Genomic DNA, 17,303 nt, shown 5'->3' with positions numbered 1-17,303 from the left:
AATTAGTCGCGCGCTTTGAGCACGCCTATCAGGTCGAGATTTTTAATTCTGCGGCTGACGACCGCAAACGATACCGTGGAAGACACCAGCACGATCAACATCGCAGTGGCAAAAGTTTTGGCAGTCAGCACCAAAGGCATGCGCACGGTTTCCGTGCTCACTCCTGCCACCAGGGCTTTGGCGAGGCCACTGCCGATCGCCAGGCCGAGAGGAATTGCGAACAACGTCAGCATGGCCAATTCTCCGATCAACACGCCCGCAACTTCCCGATGTGTGAAACCGACCACACGCAAGGTCGCCAAATCTCGACCACGCTCCGAAAGCGCGATCCGCGCACCATTGTAAACGACTCCAAAGGCAACGATCACCGCAAAACCAAAGTAGATACCCTGGATGGTATTCATCATTTCTCCGGTCGATTTGCGAAAACTCTCGCGGGCGCTCTGGGTGATCGCCAACGACGCAATCGCCGGCGCTTCGTTGACCGATTCCAGAAAATCGTCCCAGTGAGCGCGATCAACCGTGAGATTTGCGCCACTGACCGTCCGCCCCTCGCGCATGGCGCGGCGAAGCTCGTCGATGTCCATGTAAGCAGCCACTCCCGCGTAATCGGTGATGGTGCCGCCGATCGGAATTTCGAGCACGGGCCGACGGCCTTCCTGAACTTCGATTCTCATGACATCCCCAGGCTTCGCATTCATGATTTCCGCCAGTTTCGCAGAAACCAGCAAGCCGCTCGATGGCAACTCGACCACGTTGCCGCGCTCGTCGAGTTGACGATTGAGCCGTGGATTTCGTGGAATCCCGGTGATGCCGACACGTCGCTCGATGTGACCGTGAAGCATTCGCGCAGGCACGCTGCGGTAAGGTTCCGCATCCATCACTCCAGGCAAATGGCGCATCTCATCGAGCGCCTCGGGCGATGCCGCCTCGACCAAGCCCAGCGTGACCGTTTGCCGCTGCACCAGTGACCATTGGAAATCCATCAAGTAGGCCACGCCATCGCGCATGGACCCCGGCACGATGGGAATGGCGGTCGCGAGCGCCAGACCAAGCGTGGTAAAAAGCGACTGCCAGGGCTTGCGTTCGATATTGCGCAACGCCATGCGAAACGATGGCGAGGCAAGATGAGCGAGCCCCATACGTTCCAGCACGGTCGGTTTGAATTCTGCAGGAGGTTCCGGACGCATCGCTTCCGCAGGAGCCAGCTTCACCGCCAGCCGGACCGATCCGGAAACGCCGAGCGCAACGACCAAGGTGCTAATTGTTAGAGCGGTGACAAGAGCCCACCAATCCGGATGAAGCGTCAGTGATGGGAACAGGAAAAAGCGGTGATAGAGGTCGACAACGGCAGTTGCCAGCAACAAACCGAGTCCGCTTCCAACCACGGTCGCCAAGGCAACGATGACCAAAGCAAATTTCATGTAGTGCCAACCCACTGCCGCGGATGAATAGCCGAATGCCTTCAGCTGTGCGATCTGCTCGCGCTGCAAGCGCACCAACCGGGACAGTGCAGCACTGGTCATGAACGCCGCAATGCCAAGAAAGATCGCCGGAAACGCCACTGCGAATCCTCGCAGGATTCTCAATTCATCATCCAAGCGCAGCGCCGAAGGGTGATCATCACGCCCATAGGCGATGAGACCTCCGTATGGCTCTAACAACCGATCCAGCTCCGCCATCACACCGCGCTCACTGGCTCCGGGTGCGAGATCGACCGCGACGTTGTTGAAGGCTCCGTCCAGATCGAGCGCGATCGAGAGATCATGCTCGTTCATCCAAAACACGCCAAAGCGCCGGTTATCCGGCATGGTATCGCCCGGCCGGGATTCAAAAACATACTCGGGAGAGAGAACGATGCCGGTGATCGTCAACCGCTCTCGCGATCCGCGGATGGTCGCATCGATCGTATCACCCGGCTGGAATCCATGGGCCTTGGCAAAGGCCTCCCCAACCGCGACTTCGTTTTTACCACCCGTCTCGGGCAATCTGCCAGAGCGTAGATAAAGCAAATTGAGCTGCTGGGGCCGATCGTCCGGCAAGGAAAGGATCGTCCCATCGGCAGGCTCGTTCATTCCCGGGATTTCCAGTACGGCACTCCCCGTAACACGGGTTTCCAATGCGGCTACCCCATCGATCCTTGCCAGGCGCTCACGAAGGGAATTGGGTGCGCGTTTCAGATTGCAGAAAACCTCCGCGAACCGGTGTTTTGAGTAGTAAGCCTGGCGCGTTGTATCCAGCGAATGGATCAGGCTGCGGGCCATGATCATGACCGCAAGCCCGCAGGACATGACCAGTGCCACGGCGATCATCTGGCCCTTCATGGAACCGAGGTCCCGGAACAATTTGCGATCGAGTGGATGCATGGTGTTACCAATCCAAGCTCGCGACCGGCTGCCGCTGTGGATTCACATCGATGTGAGTGATGTTGCCGTCAGAAAAATGGATGACGCGATCCGCCATGCCAGCGATGACCGCGTTGTGGGTGATGACCACCGCCAGGGTGCCGAGATCGCGGTTTACCCGCTCGATCGCCTCAAGAACCGTGATGCCGGTTTTTACGTCCAGCGCGCCAGTCGGCTCGTCGCAAAGCAGCACTTCCGGTTTCTTCGCAATCGCCCGGGCAATCGCGACACGTTGTTGCTGACCACCGGATAGTTGGGACGGGAAATGATCCATACGATCGGCCAGGCCAACCATGCCGAGTGCTTCTTCCGGCAGCATCGGGTCACGCGAAATCTCGGTGATCAATGCCACATTTTCCCGGGCGGTGAGGCTTGGGATCAGATTGTAGAACTGGAAAATGAAGCCTGCCGCGTCGCGCCGAAACCGGGTGAGCGATTTTTCATCCGCATTTGCCAAATCGTCACCTTTGTAGGCAAGTGAGCCATGGGTCGGGGTATCAAGGCCGCCAAGGATGTTCAACAACGTCGATTTTCCACTACCCGACGGGCCTAGCAGCACGACCAGTTCGCCTTCGAACAGCTCAAGATCCACGCCATCAAGTGCGCGAACTTCCACTTCGCCCGGATAGATTTTGGTTAGACCACGCGCCGTAAACAGCCGCTGTTTTTCCTGCTCTCGTACCGGCGTTTCAGACACATCTGGATCTGGCACCGGATTCCAGGTTCGGTCAAACCGGAACTCAATGCCATCCCAGGCATTTTCCGCAATCGGGTCAGGGTTTTGCTCATAAACCTCTAAACGATCCACAGGTTTGACCTTGTGGTTGCTCACGCCGATCGCTACAACGGGGACAATGCACGGGGTAACCGATCGCGCGGATATCAGCCATGAGACCCATTGGTCATCGGATCGCCTGATGCCGCTGGTCTATGATGAATTGCGGCGGCTTGCCGCATCCCGCATGCGCAAGGAAGCGGAAGGCCACACCCTGCAGGCGACGGCTTTGGTGCATGAAGCCTGGATTCGCCTCGCTGGAAGTGGCGAACAACGCTGGGAAAGCCGGGCCCATTTCTTTGGCGCGGCCTCGCACGCCATGAGGCACATCCTAGTCCATCACGCACGGCGCAAATCCGCTCTCAAACGCCAGGCGGAAAGCTTTCAGGATAGTGAGGAGCGTAAGCCGGAGGATTACTTGCTGATGGTTCATGAAAGTCTGGACCGATTGGAAAAAAGCGATCCGGACGCGGCAAAAATTGTGCTGCTGAAGTTTTTCAGCGGGCTCGGCAGCAAAGAGATTGCCGAAATGACCGGCAGCAGTGTTCGCTCGGTGGAAAGACGATGGGCGCTTGCCAAGGCAAAGCTCTATCAGATGATGCAGCACGAGGATGATGAAGCCTGACGATCCGCACGCCTCTTCCGAAGCAGACCGGGAAATCGAAGAAGCGGTATTTGAGACAGCCCTCGGCTTGGAGGATCCGGATTCACGCGATGAATTTTTAAAGCAATGGTTTCGTCACGATGAGGCCGCGCTCGCACGCATGCGCAAGCTGGTCGAGGCCGCAGAAAAATCGGCGGCATTTTTCGTCGATGCGCGTGAAAGCCGGATGTCGATCGCGTGGGATGCCGCCGATGCATTCGAGTCCTCGGAATTCCCGTTTCCTGCGGAAGATCCCAAGTTGCACCTGGTCGAGCCAGGCTCACGCATCGGGCGCTATCGATTGACCCAGCGCATCGGCGAAGGTGGCTGCGGTGTCGTTTATGAGGCGGATCAGGAAGAACCGGTCCGTCGCAAAGTCGCGCTGAAAATCATCCGCCTCGGCATGGATACCGAACGGGTGATCGCCCGATTCGAAATTGAACGTCAAGCGCTTGCGATGATGGACCATCCAAACATCGCGCAGGTGCTGGATGCCGGCGCGACGGATACCGGCCGACCCTACTTCGTGATGGAACTGGTGGAGGGCGAGCGCATCACCACGTGGTGTGATCGCCAAAAGCTCGACATCGATGCGCGGTTGAAGCTTTTCATCCAGATTTGTCAGGCGATCCAGCACGCCCACCAAAAAGGCATTGTCCACCGCGACATCAAACCTTCCAACATTCTGGTAAAATCCAGCGACACGGGAGCCACTCCGAAGGTCATCGATTTCGGGATCGCGAAAGCGACCTCTGACGATCGAAAAAAACGGACCAGCATCACGGAGCGCGACCAGATGATCGGCACGCCTGCCTACATGAGCCCCGAGCAGGTCGATTTGCGAAATATCGACATCGATACTCGGAGCGATGTCTACAGCCTGGGCGTTTTGCTTTACGAGCTTCTGACCGGTCGGCCCCCATTTGACGAAACTTCGCTATCGAAGCTCGGAGCCTCCAAAATGCGATTGATGCTGCTCAACACCGAGCCGCCGCTACCATCCCAAAGGTTCGCGGCACTCAACCGAGCAGATCAGGTTGAAACCGCCGCCGCCCGCAAATGCGATCCAAGCAAGCTCAGTTCCTTGTTGCGCGGGGACCTGGATGCGATCGTGATGAAAGCCATCGAGAAGGATCGCAACCGCCGGTATTCCACCCCGTATGGGCTGGAACTGGATCTGCGGCGCTTTCTTTCGGATCAACCGGTCCACGCGCGCAAAGCCGGGCGGGTTTACCTGCTAGAAAAGTTTTTCCGTCGGAATCAGGTCGCCTGCATTTCCGGAGCTGCCGTTCTGTTATCGCTCGTGATCGGGCTGGGCTCTGCCACGTGGCTTTTTTGGCGAGAACGTCACGCCTTGGCCGAACAAGTGAGATTGAGCAAGGAAGCCGAAGCCGCTCGTAATGAGGAAGATCGGCTGCGCACCCAGGTCAACGCCAAGACCAACATCGCCCAGCTCGCGAACCTTCTGAATTTGGGCAGAGCCGGTTCAGACATCCAGGGCATCGCTGGCGTCACCATTCTTCTGAACGAAGGGAAAGCGGAAGAAGCGAATGCACTGCTGGAGTCTTACCCGATCGACTCCGTCGAATTTTCTCCAGATGCCACCTACGTCATCCGGACCCTTGCCCACTGGAATGCGATGCGTGGAAGATGGAAAAGCGCCATTCATTGCTTCCGCTGGCTTGATCGGGCTGGCCGCCACGAAAATCCGGAAGCCGTCATTGAAGGCACCGACTGCATGTGCCTGGCAGCATTGCTGGCAGAATATGAGTCTCCGGAAGTTTATGAGGCGTATCGGCAGGAAGCGCTTGATCGTTTTCTACCGACTAAAAGTGCGCTCGCTGCGGAACACCTGCTCAAAATCTGCCTTCTGCGCCCCACCACTGAAGAGAATTTGGAGCGACTCAAGCAAGCGATGGAAATGTGCGCCTCCGGGGCACGCAGCAACTATTCCAATCGTGACTCGTTCCCCCAGTGGGATGCTTTAGGGATCGCAACCTACTATCATCGGTGCGGCAACGAACAGCAGGCGCTGGTCTGGAGCAAACGCTCGCTCTCATTCCGCGGGGGCCGGGGAGATCGCCAGCGTTCAGCGAATTGCCTGCAGGCGATGGCTTATCATGAGCTCGGTGATGTCAAATCCATGAAAGAGCATCTCGATACCGCTCGCTCGATAAAACCTCCCAATTTCGACACAAGCTCTGACATGATGCTCGAAGTCTGGGTCGACTGGGCGGTATCGCGAATTCTTATGACTGAAACCGAATTGATATGCTCTTCATTATCAATCAAATAGAGTTTCGAATAATTTTTGTAAATAGTTGAAATTATTTGGCGGGTTTCGTGTCCGAAATGCCCATTGATAAAGAGAATACCAATCTCTGCCGGAACAGACCATCAGCCACACATGTGGGACCGTCTGCTCTGTTTCCATCAACGTCATTCCCTACCCGCCATCTCATGAAATCAAAAGTGACCACTCTCAGTCTCGGGCTACTGCTTGGCGCAGCGTCAATCAGTAGTGCAACCATTATCGGCTTTTCTGGCTTCAACAGTAATACAGCCATTCCACTGGATTACGCCTCAAATGCTACCACTGATAACACTGCTGAAGGTTATGTTGTTAGCAATGGTACAACCCCAAACATTAGCCTGGCTTGGGGTGGCGCGAATGCTACAGCGACAGACAGTAGTTGGGACTTTCATCAGGCGACCAATTTCGGAGATATCGAAGCGCAAACAGCCGGTGATACCTCATGGGACGGCGTATCGACCGCTCCACGGATCGGGCAACTGGACTACGGCAATATGGCAATCACTTTCAGCGCTGACGCAGGATATGCCCTTGTTCTCAATTCATTCGACTTCGGTCAAACCGCCCAAACTTCTGGAACCTCCAGCTGGACTCTCAGCCTCACAAACTCAAGCCTGGCAGTGGTCTGGACCGAGACCATTGATTTCACCAACGGCCAAGTATACACAATCTCGCCAAACTTTGTAGGCGAAGATGGAGAGACCTACACTCTGACATTCGATAGAACAGACCAGAGCTACGATACCAATGGCCGGGTTGCAATTGACAACCTGAGCTTCAACCAAGTTGCCATCCCGGAACCTTCAGTTGTCGCACTGTTCGCACTTGCGGGTCTGGGCCTGCTGCGCCGCCGCAAGTGAACCGATTGGCTTCATTCAGGCTGCGGAATCCGCAGCCTGAATACTCGGCGCCGAATTCTTCATATAAAAATCGATACGGCGTTCTGAGCGGGTTGCATCATTGACTACTTCAGAACAGACAAGCCGTTCACCATCAGCAGATTATCTGCATTCCACCAATCACTGAGAAAAATTTTCTGATTTATTGGCGGTTTTTGCAGGCGGAATGCCCATTGGAGGAAAAGGGAAGATGGATTCCCAGCTATCGCCGTGTTTTGCCCTCGGTTGCTGGTCGGGTCCGTTTCTCATTCCATACCTCCAATCTCATGAAAACAAAACTCACCTTCCTCACTCTTGGGCTGATGCTAGGCGTTGCAAGCCTTGCGAATGCGACGATCATCGGGTTCTCCGGCCTAGGTGACAGCAACACAGCAATCGGACTAAACTACGCTTCAAATGCATCATCTGATGGCACAGGTTACACCGTCAGCAACGGAAGCACCTCGAACATTGCCGTCACCTGGGGTGGCGCAAGTGCCTCTGCTACCGATAGCAGCTGGGATATTCATCATTCAACCTGGTTCACCCCAATCGAAGGACAAACGACCGGTGACTCAACTTGGGATGGTGTTTCGTCATCACCAGATATCGCTCAGCTTGATTATGGGAATGTAACCATCACTTTCACCGTCGATTCAGGTTATGCTCTGGTTCTCAATTCGTTCGATTTCGGCCAAACTGCAGAAACCTCCGGCACCTCGTCTTGGACACTCAGTCTTACCAATTCCTCGTTAACCACCGTTTGGTCTCAAACTGTAGATTTCACTGATGGCCAAGTTTACACCATCTCACCTGCTTTCACCGGTGAGGACGGTGAAACTTACACGCTAACTTTCAACCGCACAGCAGAGAGCTATAGCACCAACGGTCGTCTTGCACTCGACAACCTGAGCTTCAATCAGGTCGCGATCCCTGAGCCTTCGACTGTAGCTCTGTTCGGTCTGGCTGGACTTGGATTGCTGCGCCGTCGCCGTAAATAATTTCCTGGATCGCTTAGGTTTCTTGATTGAAAGCCACCTTCCTGAATTTCGGGAAGGTGGCTTTTTCTATTCCACCCGGTCGGGATGAAAAAATCGCCGCCGTGTGCACGTTGCCAGTTGAGATGAAACATCTTCTGTTGGCGACCGGACTTTGGTTGATGGCAGTTCCTGCCATGGCGAACGATCAAGTCCAGCTGGAGGCCTATTTAAATGCCCCTCATGAGGCCGGGATTGAGCGTGTTGAGGTAGGAAAGGATCAACTGATGATCCGCGGAAAAGTCCCAGCTTCAGGCAGATTCTTTCTCGCGGAATTACCCATGGAGCGAAGTTCAGCCGATTCAGCGCCACTTATTCCACTGCAAAAAATCGAATCCAGCCCTGACGGAACCTTCACTTTGATGATTCCAAGGAAAGCTCAACCATTCGACCGTCTGATGGGGCGTTGGCAAATCATACGGCAAGACGGGGCCGGTTCCGTAACCGCATCCGCATTTCATTATCCTGATCAAATCTTTTGCGAATCTCCTCCTGGGCCAGAGATTGAACTGAAAACCAAGAAAGGTTTGGGTGGCTGGACCGCAGGCCGAATCCCCGGTGAATTGGACGATCTTGGAATCGACGCAGTCACCGTCAATGTCGTCCTTTCGAGCCTTATTTCACTAACAGCTGAAGAACAAACCGAACCCTTCGCGTGGCAAGGGAGCACCTACTACGCGCGGGAACAAGAACTCGCCAAGTTGGACGAGACCTTCAAAGCGGCCGCGAAGCGCGGAGCCATGGTTTCGGCTATTTTGCTCATCCCGAACCCGGCGCGGGCAAACGATCCTTTACTGAAAATCCTCGGCCATCCCGATGCGGACCCACACGGCATCTTTGCGATGCCGAATCTAACAACAAAAGCTGGAGTCCATTTATACGGCGCCATTCTGGACCTGATGGCGCGTCGATGGATCCGCGATGCCGCCGAACACGGTCGGGTGCACCACTGGATCATGCACAACGAGGTCGATGCCGGTTGGGAATGGACAAACGCGGGTGAAAAATCCGCGATCGAATACCTGGAACTTTACCACCGCTCCATGCGGATGATGGATCTCATCGCCAGGCAATACGACCCCCACTCCCGCCCTTTGATTTCCCTAACCCATTGGTGGCAGCAACCGGGCAATCCACATTGGTATGGATCCAAGCAATTGTTAGATCTGCTTGCCCGCTTCAATCAGAGCGAAGGCAACTTCGGTTGGGGAATCGCGTTTCATCCGTATCCTGAGGATCTTTTTGAGCCCAAAACCTGGAACGATCATCAATCAGATTTCACCTTCGCAACTGCCCAAATCACCCCTCGAAACCTTGAAGTGCTGGACGCCTATTTGCGCCAACCAGCCTTCCTCGACCACGGTAAAATACGCCCCGTCCAGCTTTCGGAAAACGGATTCAATTCCCGAGACTACAGCGCGGCCACTCTTGCCGAACAGGCAGCGGGCATGGCATTCGCTTGGAAGAAAATCTCAAAGCTGCCATCGATCCAAACCTGGGAATATCACAACTGGATCGATAACCGTGGTGAAGGCGGGCTTCGCATCGGACTGAGGAAATTTCCGGATGATGCTGATGATCCATTGGGCAAAAAGCCCATCTGGCACTTATATCAATCGCTCGGCACCAGCGAGGAAGACCGCGCGTGCGCTCCCTATCTGAAGGTCATCGGCATCGATTCTTGGGAATCGATCATGCATGCCGAATGATACCTCTTTCGCCCCAAACAAAAACGCCATCGGGAACAAGCCCCGATGGCGTTCGTGGTTAGGGATGCATCAAGGATTGAGCACCACCCGGAAGAAGACTTTCGGCTGGCCGTTCAATTCCGTGAAGCTTGTTAGATCCACCGTCACCGGTGTGCTGGTGCCTGCGGATGCAAGATTGGTATCAAGATCCATCCAGGTTTCCAGATCCGTCGATGCCTGGATGGTGTAAGTCGCATCAGCTGCAGAGGTGAAGTTGAAGCTGACTGATGTGGCTGGATTCCCGTTTACCGCAAACCCGGAGATCAGGAGATCCCCCGTTTCGGTAGGTGGATCAATCGGATCATCCGGCCCCAGAAGCGTGAAGTCACTGCTTGCGACGGTAATGGTCCTTGCCCCGGATGTTTCCAGGAGTGGGTAGTTATAACCTGGATCGACCGCTTGGGCTCCGATCACTTCCCAGTAGGAACCACCGCCACCTTCGTAAACCAAGGTTTGTAGTCGGTATTCTCCAACTTCGAGATTCACACTGACAAGTGTGCGGCTGTTGCCGGTTCCTGTCTCAACGCGAATCGCATTCTGGACCGTGCTTCCCGGCGCACTGCCGAGTTGGGCATAAGGTGCGAGGTTGGTGTAAGCGATCGAGTTGATCACCGGATCCGAAGTACCATTTTGACCGTAGATATACAGGTAGCCGCCATCGTCGCCCTGGAAGCCAAGATGATATTCTCCGGGCTCGGTGATGACCAAGGTGCCGGTCGCACGCATTGCGTAGTTATCGTCCGGCTGAGGTGTATTCATGGGCCATGGATTCGTTGGCGTGAAATTGCCATCCGGGCCGTCTTCCGGGTCACGGAAGTCGAGTTTACTCCAAGTGGAAATGGCATTCGTCGGGACAGGTGTCATTGCGAGTGTCGCATCGATCCGATCTTCCGCGCCTTGGATGGTGAATGGGAAATCGCCGCCGGTTCCGCTTTCTACCGTCCAGCCAGGAGCCTTGATTTCAGGAACCGCGACTGAAGATGGTGGATGATAGCCAACCAACTTGAAGCCACCTGGAGGCGTGGTATCCTCCAACCAAACGCCTGGCGCAGCACCAATCTCGTAGTAGAAGTTACCGCCGCCTTCGTGTTGGATGAACTCGACATCGTAAGCACCCGCGTCGAGGTCGATCGCGCCACGCGCCGTGATGGTGCCGATTCCATCGAAGTAGAGTTCATTCAGGTTCGACATCTGGAAGTTACCGGAGCCGCTGGCAGCCTTGAATTTCGGATTCGGATTCCCGTTCACCCCTTTCAGGCGGAGCATGAATCCGTCATCGCCAGCGTATTCAAAGGTATAGGTTCCGCCGGTCGGAATATAGATCCGGCCTTTGGCCAGCGTCACCACGTTGTTGTCATCCGCTGGAGTATCCCCGGGAATCGGCAAATCGAACAAGATGGGGCCGCCGCCGCCAGCTTCTGGATCTTTGTGGTTCAGGTAAGGCACCAAAGCTTCTACCGTCAGACCATCGGCATCCTCAGGGGAACGTGTCGTCGTGGCGAGGAAGTTGCTGGCTTGGGCGAAACTGCCAACCATCGAGCCGTCCGCATTCTTCGCTTGGAGATAAGTGCGGAGATTGAATTTACCCGTCGTTCCGACTGGACCTGGCAGCTCGGTCGCGAACCGGGCTTGATAAGCAGGGATGCTTGGATCTTCCGTGTCACCGACCAGTGCCCATGTGTTGGTGTCCCGATCATTCACATAAGTTCCTGGTGTCCAGGCGACCTCATAGAATCCACCGCCGCCGCCATCCCAACCGAGGTAAAGGATATCGTAAGTGCCTGCGGCATCGAATTGGTAGGTGCCGCGGCTGTTCGAATCTCCGGTTCCGCCATCGCGATAGAGAGTTTGCGGGTCAGCCACATCAATCACACCGTCGCCGCCTTTCGAGATGAAACGACCACCGCCTGAACCGGAAACGCGCATGGCGAATCCATCGTCACTGTGAACCGAGAAGGTGTAGACGCCCGCAGCAGGCACCGTGACTTGGGTTTTACCGACGACAACGAAGTCATCATTTGCCTCCGTATTCGTCAGAATATTGAAGTCGTTGTTGAAATTCCCATTGCTGAAGCGGTCATTGGAATCTGGATCCGCATGGTTGAACACCGGGGCGTTGCCATCAACGAAGGTTCCTCCCGCAGCGGTCGCAGTGACGGCTGCAGCCTGGATGTTACCCGTCCCGGCGACGACATATTCCCGGATGCCCCAGCTTCCGACCGAACCTTCCGGTCCTGGCAGACTGAGTGGAAGTTTGTAAGAATCAAACTCACCGCTGATCACTTCCGTGCCACCACCGACACCGGGAACTGAAAGCGAGTATTCGTTCAGGGCACTTGCAACGAAGGCCGCATCGAATGACACCACCACGGAGGTCGCATCCTCACTGACCTGGATCGAACTCGCAGGAACAGCCGTGCCATTCAGAGTTAGCGCAAAGGTGCCGGCTAAATCCGCCGTAAATTGGGAGGTGCTTTGAAAACGGATTTCGCCCTTGGTCGGCGAGATCGCGCCCGCAGACTGGAACAACAATCCATCCGAATATTTGTTTTTCAGCTCCGCGGTGATCGCCTGAAAATTCGCACTTTCATCCGAATTATAGATCTGAAGTTCACCAATAAATCCGGTGAGACCATTCAAGCCGTCCGCCGTGCTGGCTCCGAGACCAAAAGCACCGCTATTTCTGGCTATTGTTGTCGCAGCGAGGTCCGTGGCAACCAGCATTCCGTTTACATAGAGCCGCTGCTCTCCGCTGTTGTTCCAGGTGTAAACCGCAATCCGCAGTTTAGGATTTGAGGTGTCGAGCGGTTGTGCTGCGCCGAAAATCGTGCGATCCGGCGCACCTGTGCCACCCGCAATGCGATTTCCATTCCAGCCCATTCCCCAATCGGGAACCACGCCGGATTGCTCCATGCCGATCAGACCACTGGATTGCCAAAATTCCGTGCCGGAATTTCCGTTTGTCGTCGGAATAAAGGCCGCAACCAGAGTTAAGCTGGTGGCCCCTGCAATCGGATTATTCGCTTCCTCGACACGAAGATAATTATCCTGAATCACGTCAACGGAACCGTGTCCGTTGAAGCCACCAGTATGAGCAAAGGGAAGGCCGACTTCGACTGCCGGCACGCTCCCTTCCTGGGAGACCCAGTTGTTTCCTTCTACAAAGTCATCACCCACCCACCTGGCGACCAGATCGGCTTGGGCTGAATGAGTTGCGACGATGCCACACGATATGACAAACGCCGACGCGAGTCTCTTACGAGACCGTAGGTATCGATGTTTCATTTGGGTTTATGGGATAAGATGGATGGTAAACTAAGCGGCCTACGGGTTAATAGGTCGACCTAGTTGAATGCCACTCGGACATTCTCGGGCTTTCATCTAATGTGAAGGGAAGATTAAGAACTTGAGAAAATCGCCGTCAATCGAAAAGGTTTCAAACCTCCAAAAGACAAAGAAATACCACAATAACCCACGATTTCGCGGATCGGCGGGGCAGTTCCCCGCACCCATGCCAACTTGAATCGGACCTTCGCCCAGCCGTTCCTGCCAATCCTTGCCCTTGTGACTTGCTCCTTTCGCCGCCCTCATCTACCGCTTCTCTCCGTGACGCCCGAAGATCAACTCAAGCTCCTCACCGCTGGCACCTCGAAGGTTTTTTCCGAGAAAGAACTGCTGGAAAAACTCCGCCTCGGGAGACCCCTGCGCGTCAAATTCGGGCTCGATCCGACTTCGCCGGACATTCACTTCGGCCACACGGTGGTTTTCGAGAAACTTCGCCAGTTCCAGGAACTCGGCCACCTGGCGGTCATCATCATCGGCGACTTTACCGCGACCATCGGCGATCCATCGGGCCGATCCGCCACTCGCCCGCCGCTGACCCGCGAGGAAGTCTTGGTCAACGCCGAAACCTATACCGCACAAGCCTTCAAGGTCATTGATCGCGATCGCACCGAGATCAATTTCAATGGCGACTGGTTCCGAAAAATGACCTTCGAGGACGTGTTGCGGTTGAATGCCCGCGTCACCATGCAGCAGATGTTGCAGCGGGAGGATTTCCGCAATCGGATCGAAAAAGGCCAGGAAGTCCGGCTGCACGAAATCCAATACCCCATCGTCCAGGGATGGGACTCGGTTGAAGTCCGCGCCGATGTCGAACTCGGCGGAACCGACCAACTTTTCAATCTCCTGGTCGGCCGAGATCTGCAAAAGGAAGAAGGCCAGCCGCAACAGATCGTGATGACCATGCCCCTGCTGGAAGGTCTGGACGGGGTGAAAAAGATGTCCAAGTCCTACAACAACTACGTCGGCGTCGAAGATCCTCCGCAGGAAATGTTTGGCAAGCTGATGAGTATTTCCGACGAACTGATGGCCCGCTACTACCTACTTCTGCTTGGCGAACAGCTCGACCCGGCACAACACCCGATGGACGCGAAAAAGTCCCTCGCGGAGCGCCTGACCGCCCGTTATCACGGGATCGAGGAAGGTCGCGCAGCACGTGCGGACTGGGACACCCGCTTTTCCAAGAAGGATCTCGCTGCCGCCGATTTGCCGGAAGTTTCACTGAGCGACTTGCCACTCCCGACCAACGTTCTCGGCTTGACCAGCCATCTTTTCAAGGCCGTCTTTGATCTGGAAAAATCCAATGGCGAGCTGCGCAAGCAATTCATTCTCCCCGGTTCCGTGCAGATCAATGGCGAAAAACTGACCGATCCGGCAGCCGATGTTTCGCTGTCTGCCGGCGATGTCATCAAGCTCTCCAAAAAGCACATGGTCCGCGTCATCTGATACCGCGATTCCGCCATTGCGAATCTCTTCAATCGTGCTCCCTTACTCGCATGTCTGATCTTCCCGTCCTCTATGTCAAACTCGGTTGCGGTTGGTGCTCCGAAGTCGTCGACTACCTCGGCAAAAAGAAAATCAAAGTGCGCAAGGTCATCGTCTCAGGCGATAAAGCTGCGATGCAGGAAATGGTCGAGCTTTCGGGCCAAACCAAAGCTCCCACCATGGATTGGCACGGCGAGGTGCTGGCGGATTTCGGGGTTGATGAGCTGGTTCCTTTCCTGAAACGCCACGGACTTTGATTCATCCCGCTTCTTCTTCGATCGATGGCCAAGTCAGTGCCTTGGTGATCCGGTCGCAGAAGAAACAAACCACGGCTACCAGCAAAGCCTCGACCGCGACGTAATGCGGGAAGAAGCCAAAATGATCGGCTGCTGCTCCCAGCATGCCGATGGCCATTGCTCCAGCCATTAGAAGAAAGACCACCAATCCGCGGTTGGCGGCTCTGGCATTTTCCGGCGGGGACCCAAGCGGCATGTTCTTGTTGCTTAGCCCCGGCAGCCGCCCGAAGAGTGGAACCGATAAAATGCCAGGCAACAAATAGGCGAGCACTCCGAATCCATCGGTGAACCAAACCATCGCGACTCCGAGCAGCGTGATCATCGGCAAGATGAAGATGAGTTCCAGCGCCTTGCGCGCACCGATGATGATCGCCCCTGGACCGGTGATGGGGGAAATGCGAAACACGTCAGCCGCCTGCCATTGTTGGGAAAACTTCAGGATCTGTATCGCCAGAAATGGAATCATCGCGATGTAACCGGACACCATGGACAGCAGAAACGAATTCCTTCCAACGTCGCCAGTGGTCACAAAAAGCATCACGGGCATGATCAAAATCGGCGCCAACCCCGGGTAGAGTCGAAGTTTCACATCGCGATCGCGAAGCATGTAGGCCGCAGTCAGTAAAAATCCCGCGCGCTCAACCGGGTCCCGCAAATACAGCCGGACCAGGGAAAATTCCATCCACTGCTCCAGTCGCAGCAGGCCAGATTTCCCCTTTTTCTGCCTCACACTCGTATCCCCCATGCTCCTCAAACCGGATTCGTAGGAACTGGCGAGCTTGTCGAATGCAAGCCACATCAGAATCCCCGTCAACAGCACTCCCAGCACCGCAAGACCCCACTCGGTGTAATTCCCGCGGCCCATCAGCGATAAATCGAGACAAGTGAACCAAGTTGGCGGCAGCAATCCCATCCACCAGTTTTTCTCGGTTAGCTGAATATTGACCGGAATGATCTTCAGAATTCTCGGAGCAAGCTGACTCCCGAATACAAGCAACATGGTCATGAGCACCTGAACCAGGGTCATCAAGTTATCCAAGCGCTCCCGCCCAAACCAACGCAGGCACAGTTGATAGACCAATATGACAAAGGCGGTGCAAAACAGCGCCGATAAGCCGGAAGACAGCACATGCGCCGGCAGGAACAACCATCCTCCATCCTTTCCTGCCACTCCGACAAACATCCCGGCCAGATTGAAGGCCAAGGACATCCACAAACCGACCTGGAGCAGCACCGAAATTTTCGACCACAACAGCACTCGCGGATCCACCGGGCGATGAAGCAGGATTTCGTTTTCGTCTTTATTGAACAGCACCTCTCCCGAAGAGGCGGCAATGAACATGCCCACGAAAAAGACCGTCGCTCCGTGGAGATAAATCAACAGTCCCGTCAGCGGCGCTTGGATGAAGCGGATCGCCATGAAACCGACGAAAAAATACATCAACAGGGTCAGGCCAAAACGCTTCAGGATCGAGCCATTCGCTTGATTCTGCCTCACGTTCAGACCGCGGGAACTGCGTCCGCGCAGCAGCAGCTTGAGATAAAGCCCGCGCAGGACTTTACCCTGCGACGGCACAGCTTCGTTGGTTTCACTCATGAGCGGAAAGTTTTGGCAAAATCTGCAGCCCGGCGCTCCAGATCATCGCCGCCAGTGAGATGGGTGAACAGGCGCTCCAGGCTTGGCGCGCCGGATTCTTTGACCAGCGCTTCTGGAGCTCCGTCCATCAGCACTTTTCCTTTATCGATGATGATGACGCGATCGCAAACCCGCTCCACGACATCGAGCACGTGGGAACTGTAAACAATCGTGCGGCCCTCGCGCGCCAGCTCTTGGATCAATGCTTTGAAGCCAACGGCTGCATTCGCGTCCAACCCGTCCAGTGGCTCGTCAAAAAAAACAACAGCCGGATTGTGAAGCAAAGCAGCGGTGATGACCACTTTGCGCCGCATGCCTTTGGAATAGGCACCTAACAGTTTCTCCGTCAGCACATCGAATCCCAGATCGAAAAACGCCAGGAATTGCTGAATCCGTTCCCTCGCCGCCGCCGAAGGAATGCCATACAGCGCGGCGATCATTTCCAAATACTCCAGCCCGGTCAGGGATTCAAAAACCGCTCCGGAATCCGGGACAAACCCGACCCGTTTCCTCACTTCCATCGACTCGGTGAGCAAATCGTAGCCTTCGATGCTGGCGGTGCCGGATGTCGGCTCCAGCATCCCCGTCAGCATCTTCAAGGTCGTCGATTTGCCAGCCCCGTTTGGCCCGAGCAAACCGACAATTTCACCGCTGGGAATTTCCAGAGTCAGTCCATCAACGGCTCGCTGGGTTCCAAATACCTTCGTGAGCGACTGGAGTTTGATCATGCGACCAGAAGTCTGG

At 55.3% G+C, this 17,303-nt stretch carries 12 protein-coding genes; 7 read left to right on the top strand and 5 right to left on the bottom strand.

The features are described from left to right. Window positions 1-2: 2 nt before the first annotated feature. Entirely contained in the window at window positions 3-2,366 is a 2,364-nt protein-coding gene (locus JIN85_RS14105) for an ABC transporter permease (protein WP_200271829.1), read from the bottom strand. 4 nt (window positions 2,367-2,370) lie between these two features. Then, window positions 2,371-3,102 carry an ABC transporter ATP-binding protein gene (locus JIN85_RS14100; protein ID WP_343225492.1) on the bottom strand — a complete coding sequence of 244 codons (732 nt, stop codon included), beginning with the start codon at window positions 3,100-3,102 and terminating at the stop codon, window positions 2,371-2,373. Between the two features lie 157 nt (window positions 3,103-3,259). On the opposite strand from JIN85_RS14100, the gene JIN85_RS14095 reads away from it, so the two are divergent. From JIN85_RS14095 to JIN85_RS14075, 5 genes are all read left to right on the top strand, one after another. Beyond that, window positions 3,260-3,805 carry an ECF-type sigma factor gene (locus JIN85_RS14095; protein WP_200271827.1) on the top strand — a complete coding sequence of 182 codons (546 nt, stop codon included), beginning with the start codon at window positions 3,260-3,262 and terminating at the stop codon, window positions 3,803-3,805. Then, window positions 3,792-6,119, top strand: a complete 2,328-nt coding sequence (locus tag JIN85_RS14090) for a serine/threonine protein kinase (RefSeq protein ID WP_200271825.1) — start codon at window positions 3,792-3,794, stop codon at window positions 6,117-6,119. Before JIN85_RS14095 ends, JIN85_RS14090 begins: the two co-directional genes overlap by 14 nt. A gap of 164 nt (window positions 6,120-6,283) precedes the next feature. Then, complete coding sequence (locus JIN85_RS14085) at window positions 6,284-6,997, top strand: PEP-CTERM sorting domain-containing protein (RefSeq protein WP_200271823.1); 714 nt, start codon at window positions 6,284-6,286, stop codon at window positions 6,995-6,997. A 305-nt stretch (window positions 6,998-7,302) separates the two neighbouring features. Beyond that, window positions 7,303-8,016, top strand: coding sequence for a PEP-CTERM sorting domain-containing protein (locus tag JIN85_RS14080; protein ID WP_200271821.1), 714 nt, complete (start codon window positions 7,303-7,305; stop codon window positions 8,014-8,016). Between the two features lie 122 nt (window positions 8,017-8,138). Continuing rightward, window positions 8,139-9,761, top strand: coding sequence for a DUF5722 domain-containing protein (locus JIN85_RS14075; RefSeq protein WP_200271819.1), 1,623 nt, complete (start codon window positions 8,139-8,141; stop codon window positions 9,759-9,761). A 69-nt stretch (window positions 9,762-9,830) separates the two neighbouring features. On the opposite strand, the gene JIN85_RS14070 is transcribed toward JIN85_RS14075, so the two are convergent. Continuing rightward, window positions 9,831-13,085 (bottom strand): LamG-like jellyroll fold domain-containing protein, encoded by a 3,255-nt coding sequence (locus JIN85_RS14070; protein WP_200271817.1) that lies wholly within the window; start codon window positions 13,083-13,085, stop codon window positions 9,831-9,833. A gap of 279 nt (window positions 13,086-13,364) precedes the next feature. Between JIN85_RS14070 and tyrS the strand changes: the two genes are divergently transcribed. Both tyrS and JIN85_RS14060 read left to right on the top strand, forming a co-directional pair. Further along, window positions 13,365-14,588 carry a tyrosine--tRNA ligase gene (gene tyrS, locus JIN85_RS14065; protein WP_325109441.1) on the top strand — a complete coding sequence of 408 codons (1,224 nt, stop codon included), beginning with the start codon at window positions 13,365-13,367 and terminating at the stop codon, window positions 14,586-14,588. 50 nt (window positions 14,589-14,638) lie between these two features. After that, complete coding sequence (locus tag JIN85_RS14060) at window positions 14,639-14,884, top strand: glutaredoxin family protein (RefSeq protein ID WP_200271815.1); 246 nt, start codon at window positions 14,639-14,641, stop codon at window positions 14,882-14,884. 1 nt (window position 14,885) lies between these two features. Here the strand turns inward: JIN85_RS14060 and JIN85_RS14055 are convergent, their stop codons facing one another. Continuing rightward, complete coding sequence (locus tag JIN85_RS14055; protein ID WP_200271814.1) at window positions 14,886-16,520, bottom strand: hypothetical protein; 1,635 nt, start codon at window positions 16,518-16,520, stop codon at window positions 14,886-14,888. Beyond that, entirely contained in the window at window positions 16,517-17,287 is a 771-nt protein-coding gene (locus tag JIN85_RS14050) for an ABC transporter ATP-binding protein (protein ID WP_200271811.1), read from the bottom strand. Before JIN85_RS14050 ends, JIN85_RS14055 begins: the two co-directional genes overlap by 4 nt. Window positions 17,288-17,303: the final 16 nt, after the last annotated feature.

The organism is Luteolibacter pohnpeiensis, from assembly GCF_016595435.1.
In the GTDB taxonomy this organism is placed as follows: Bacteria; Verrucomicrobiota; Verrucomicrobiia; order Verrucomicrobiales; family Akkermansiaceae; genus Luteolibacter; species Luteolibacter pohnpeiensis.
This window is presented reverse-complemented; position numbering and strand designations above follow the sequence as displayed.